Source organism: Streptomyces hainanensis (assembly GCF_004348415.1).
Lineage (GTDB): Bacteria > Actinomycetota > Actinomycetes > Streptomycetales > Streptomycetaceae > Streptomyces > Streptomyces hainanensis.
On sequence record NZ_SMKI01000498.1, the window covers coordinates 1 to 5,404 of the forward strand.

The 5,404-nt window shown below is 75.8% G+C and carries 4 protein-coding genes and 1 pseudogene; 1 reads left to right on the top strand and 4 read right to left on the bottom strand.

Going from position 1 to position 5,404, the window contains the following annotated elements; translation table 11 throughout:
• Positions 1–245, top strand: a pseudogene (locus E1283_RS40050) (hypothetical protein); the annotation flags it as partial.
• Here E1283_RS40050 and E1283_RS31040 read toward each other — a convergent pair.
• From E1283_RS31040 to E1283_RS31055, 4 genes are all read right to left on the bottom strand, one after another.
• On the bottom strand, positions 178–1,740 hold the full coding sequence (locus tag E1283_RS31040; RefSeq protein WP_132821506.1) for a GMC family oxidoreductase: 1,563 nt from the start codon (positions 1,738–1,740) through the stop codon (positions 178–180). The pseudogene E1283_RS40050 and the gene E1283_RS31040 sit on opposite strands and share 68 nt — an antisense overlap.
• Positions 1,741–1,758: 18 nt before the next feature.
• Complete coding sequence (locus E1283_RS31045; RefSeq protein ID WP_132821507.1) at positions 1,759–2,673, bottom strand: carbohydrate kinase family protein; 915 nt, start codon at positions 2,671–2,673, stop codon at positions 1,759–1,761.
• Complete coding sequence (locus E1283_RS31050) at positions 2,670–4,682, bottom strand: glycosyltransferase (RefSeq protein ID WP_132821508.1); 2,013 nt, start codon at positions 4,680–4,682, stop codon at positions 2,670–2,672. The genes E1283_RS31045 and E1283_RS31050 overlap by 4 nt, the downstream gene beginning before the upstream one ends.
• Positions 4,679–5,404: phosphotransferase (locus tag E1283_RS31055; RefSeq protein WP_165956309.1), on the bottom strand; the 726-nt coding region annotated here is incomplete at its 5' end. The genes E1283_RS31050 and E1283_RS31055, both read right to left, overlap by 4 nt.

Consider the following 5,404-nt stretch of genomic DNA (forward strand, 5'->3'; position numbering starts at 1 on the left):
ACGGCGGCCAACTCGCCTTCGGCCCCGACGGCTACCTCTACTGGAGCATCGGCGACGGCGGCGGCTCCGGCGACCCGTACAAGTCGGGCCAGCGCGTCGACACCCTGCTCGGCAAGATCCTCCGCGTGGCCGCCGGCGAGTCGTACGGCGGCATGTTCGGCGAGAGCAGTCCGATCCTCATCCGGCCGCCACCCCCGTCGTCGTCAGTCGCTCGGCGAGCAGCGACGCCACCGCCACGGTGGTGAGGTGGGTGTTGGCGCGCGGGATCACCGGCATCAACGAGGCGTCGGCGACATGGACGTTGGCGAGGCCGTGCACCCGGCCGTCCGGGCCCGCCACCGCCATCGGGTCGTCCTCCGGGCCCATGGCGCAGGTGCCGACGGGATGCCAGTAGCCGCTGGCCGCGGCCCGGACGGCGGCGGGCTCGCGCTCGGCCGCGGTGGCGCGCCTGACGCCGGCGAGACCGGCCAGCGGCCCGGCCGAGGCGAGGTCGCGGGCCAGGTCGACGCCGTCGAGGACGACCCGGATGTCGTGGCCCTCCGGGTCGGTGAAGAAGCCGTGGTCGATCTCCGGCGGGGCCGTCGGGTCGAGGGAGGTGGCGCGGACCCGGCCGCGGGACCTGGGGGCCATCACGAAGACGTAGAGGCCGGCGGAGAGCGGTCCGTTGTAGAAGCCCTGGGCGTCCTCGGCGGGGCCGGCGGACGGCACGATGTGCAGGTCCCAGTCGTCGTCGACGGCCCGGCTGGAGCGGGCCTTGACCAGGCTCTGCGCGAAGTAGGACTCCGCGGCGTCCGGCATCCGCTCGGCCAGGACGCTCGTCGGGTCGAGCATCAGCCCGAGCGAGCCGTGGTCGGTCAGGTTCTCCCCCACGCCGGGCAGCGGCAGCACCACCGGGGCGCCGAGCCGGCGCAGTTCGGGCTCCGGGCCGATGCCGCTGCGGATCAGCAGCGGCGGGGTGCCGTAGCTGCCGCAGGCGAGCACCACGGTGCCGGCCCGCACGGTGAGCGGGCGGCCGGCGTGGACGGCGGCCACGCCGGTGGCGCGGTCGCCGGTGAGCAGCAGCCGGTCGGCGTGGGTGTCGGCCAGGACGCGGAGGTTGGGGCGGTCGCGGGCCGGGTCGAGGTAGGCGAAGGCGGCGTGCCAGCGGGTGCGGCCCACCGCGTTGAGCGGGACCCAGCCGATGCCCTCGCGGGCGTCGGCGGCGTTGACGTCCGGCAGGAACGGCAGGCCGAGGGCGCCGGCCGCCTCGATCACGGCGTGATGCCAGGGGGTCTGGTCCTCCGAGGGCACCGTCCGCACCCGGAGGGTGGCCATGGCCTCGGCGAGGTGCGGGCGCAGCGTCTCGTGGGTGATGGCGCCGCCGGACGGCGGGCGCCAGGCGTCGTAGTCGGCGGCCGCGCCGAGGGTGGCCCAGCAGCCGTTGTGGGCCGAGGAGCCGCCGACGACGCGGGCGCGGGCGCAGCACGGCGGCGCGGCCAGGTCCCAGTCGTGGCCGCGGGCCGCCGAGCGGGCGTCGAGCAGTTCGGCCGGCCAGCGGCCGGGGTCGAACGGGCCGTGGTCGGGGCCCGCTTCGAGGAGCAGCACGGTGTGGTTCGGGTCCGCGCTGAGCCGGGCGGCGAGGACGCAGCCGGCGGCGCCGGCGCCGACTATCACGGTGTCGACGGTGAGCGTGTCGGTCGGTTCCGGGTCGCGGTCCCGGGTGGGGTTCGGGTTCGGGTTCGGGGTGCGGGTGCCGGTCATGGGGCTCCAGTTCCGGGGTCAGGACAGTGCGCTGCCGAGCTCCTCCTCGGTGATGAAGGAGGTGTGGGTTCCCGCGGTGGCGCAGGCGTGTGCGCCGGCCGCCGAGCCGGCCCGCATGGCGGTCGGCCAGTCGGCGCCGCCGAGCCGGGCGTACAGGAAGCCGGCGACGTAGCTGTCGCCGGCGCCGTTGGTGTCGACCACCCGGCCGCCCGGCACCGGCGAGGCCGGCAGCCGGCGCAGCGGCTGGCCGGGCAGCGCCAGGTGGCTGCCGTCGCCGCCGGCCATGGCGACCACGGCGGCGGCCCGCCCCTTGGCGAGGACGGCGCGTGCGACGTCCTCGGTGCGGTCGCCGAGCGCCGCGGTGGAGACGAAGACCAGGTCGGCGCCGTAGGCGAAGTCGCGGTGGTACTCGCTCTCGCCGTCCCAGTCGTGCAGGTCGGTCGAGGTGGGGACGTGGGCGGCGACGGCCTCGGCCAGGGCGTGCCGTGCCCAGTCCATGATGGAGACGTGGACGTGCCGGGCCCGGCCGAGCGCCGGCCGGTAGAGGTCGGGGTCGACGGCCATCCCGACGGGGTGCCTGGCGTCGTAGAGGGAGAGCCGGTGGCCGTGCCGGTCGACCAGGTTGACGCTGCGTCGGGTGCCGCTGGGGTGGACGCGGTGGTCGAAGGAGAGCCCGGTCCTCGCGTAGCTCCCGGTGATCAGCTCGCCCTCGTAGTCGGCGCCGATCACGTCGGCGAGGTGGGTGCGCAGGCCGAGGTGGTGGCAGCCGAGGGCGACGCCGTTGCCGGTGTGGGCGACGTACCGCTCGATGGGCGGCACCATGATGGAGTCCCGTACGGGGAGCGGGAGTTCGGGGACGCGGACGATAGTGTCCACACCCACTCCGCCGATCACGAACACGTCGAGCGGCGTCCTGGGGTCTCGGTCGGTCACGTGTCGTCCCTCTCCTGCGGCGCCGGGCCCGGCGCGTCAAGCGCGGCCCAGCCGACCCGGCCGTCGGCGCGGGTGACGAGCATCGCGACCACCGGCTCGGCGGCTGCCGGCACCGTACCGGTGAAGGCGCCGGTCGGGTCGGCGGTCAGCGGCCATGTCGTGGTGGCGCGCACCACGTCCACCGTCCTGACGCCGGCGGCACGGTAGGCGATCCGCCAGTGGTCGCGGCCCGCAGGCTCGACGGTGCCGGTGCCGGTGCCCGGCTCGGGGGCGGAGGCGGAGGGCGCGGGCGCCGGGCGGTGCGGGGTCAGGGTGCCGGCGCGGACGCCGGCGAAGACGGCGTGGAAGGTGGCGGCGACCCGCTCCCAGGTGAAGCCCCGCGCGGTGCGCACGGCGTTGGCCCGCAGCCTGGCCAGCTCCTCGGGTGGCGCCGCGAGCAGCCGGTCGACCTGGGCCTCGATGGCGGCGACCAGGGCGGGGTCGTCGGCGCGGAAGGAGCGGGGCAGCGCGGCGCCGGTGGCCTCGGGATGGTCGGGGGGCCTGGTGTGGCCGAAGTGGGTCATGCCGAGCTGGGCGGTGGCGACGGGCACCGCGCCGCAGGCCATCGCCTCGCCCATCGCGAGCAGGAAGGTGTCCATCTCGAACTTCGAGGGGAACAGGCAGAGTTCGGCGGCGCAGGCCAGCTCGATCAGCTCGGCCTCGGGGACCGGCTCGCTGGACAGCCAGACGGCGTCCGGGTGGGCCTCGGCGAGCCCGGTCAGCTCGGGGTCGGTCAGCGGCAGCGGGCTGAGGCAGTGCAGCACGGCGTTGAACCGCCGTCCCGCGTCGAGGAGTCGGCGCAGCGCGCGGGCCAACTCGCGCTGTCCCTTGTGGTGGATGGCGTGGCGGGCGTTGTGGTAGATCGTGGGGCGCGCCGGGTCGAGGCCGTGGCGGCGCAGCACGGCGGCCCGGTCGACGCGGGTGCGGTCGGCGGCCAGCCAGGCGGGGCCGACGGCGCAGCCCCCGACCACCAACCGGTCGGCGGCCAGGTCGAGTTCGTGGCGCACCCGGAGTCGTTGGAAGAGCGCCTGGGCCGGCGTGTCGCGCTGGGTCGTCACGTGTTCGAGCTGGCCGGGCGAGAGGAAGTCCAGGGCGGAGGCGGTCCTGGCGACCAGCGCGAGGCCGCTGACGTAGTCGTGCCCGGGGCGCTCGGGGTACTCGTTGTAGAGGTGGGTGACGGGCAGGTAGCCGCGCATGGCCCGCTCCAGCGGGGTGTCGAGCGGCGGGTCGGCGAGGCCGGCGACGGGCGCCTCGTCGGCGCCCAGGTAGCGGAGCAGGGCGCGGGCCTCGGGGCCGTACACCTTCTTGTTGACCGGCATGTTGCTCTGCACCGTGCAGACGGTCTCGGCGCCGGCCCGGCGCAGCGGGGCCGGCATCAGGTAGTGGTAGTAGGGCTCGTGGAGGTGGACGACGGTGCCGGGGGGCATGGTGCGGATCAGGTAGCGGGTGGCGGCCAGTTGGAAGAGCAGCGGTTTGAGGAAGCCGAGGTCGCGGCCCTTGGACTCGTAGGGCGGGTAGAACGTCTCGGGGTGGCCGTCCAGCGGCCCGCCGGCGAGCAGCACCACGTCGATGCCGTCCACGGTGATCCGGTGGGCGGTGACCTCGGCGGTGATCCGGGCGGCCGGGCCGTGGTCGGGCCAGACGGCGGGGTCGAGCGGGATCTCCACGTCGATGGTGTCGACGTGGTCGAGGTCGGTGACGTCGTGGTGGCGCCGCAGCTCGGGGACGGTTCCGTGGGCGGCGGTGAGGCCGCTGACGGCCAGGCCGCGGTCGCGCAGGGCGCGGCTGAGGTTCCAGAGGTAGACGGAGATGCCGCCCTTGACGAAGCGGTGGTCGAAACCGCCGAACTCGAAGTGGCACTCGACGACGTTGCTCGGCTCGGTGTCCGACCGGGTTCTCGGCTCGGTTCTCGGCTCGGTTCTCGGCTCGGTTCTCGACTCGGTTCTCGACTCGGTTCTCGACTCGGTCAACCGCGTGGGCTCCCTTCCTGGGCGGAGACGAACTCCCGGAGCGCCATCCAGGTGAGGTCGGCGTAGTAGTCGGCGTCCGGGTCGCCGGCGCGTTCGCCGTGGTAGCGCAACTCGTGCAGCAGGCGCAGCAGGTACGGGACGCGGAGCGCGTCGGGGGCGGTGCCCGCGGTGAGGCGGGCGGTGATCCGGGCCGCCCAGCGGGATCCGGGCGCGCGCGGCGGCCGGGCCGCGGTGGCGGGGGCCAGCGCGGCGCGGCGGAGCGCGGTGGCGTACCGGTGCTTGTGGTAGGCGCGTTGCCGCGCGGTACGGGCCACCCGTTCGTCGGTGGTGAAGCACTCGACGGCCCGGCAGAGCGCGGCCAGGTCGTCGAGCGGGCCCGCGTCGGGGGCCGGGGCGCTCTCCGGGTCGACGAACCGCACGCGGCCGGCGTCGTCGACGAGCACGTGTCCCAGGTGCAGGTCGCCGTGGACGGGGCCGGCCGGGTAGTGGACGCCGTCGGCCCACCGGACGGCGAGGGCGGCGCCGCGGTCGAGCAGCCGGTGCCGGGGCCCGGTGGTCTCCGGCAGGATGCGGTGGAGGTCGGCGACGGTGGCGACGAGCCGCGGCAGCCGGTCGGCGAGGAGCCTCGGACGGGGCGGATCGGCCGCGGCCAGCGCGTCGTGCAGCTCGGCCAGCGTGGCCCGCACCCGGTCGAGCAGGGGGTCGAGCGGGGGGTCGACGGG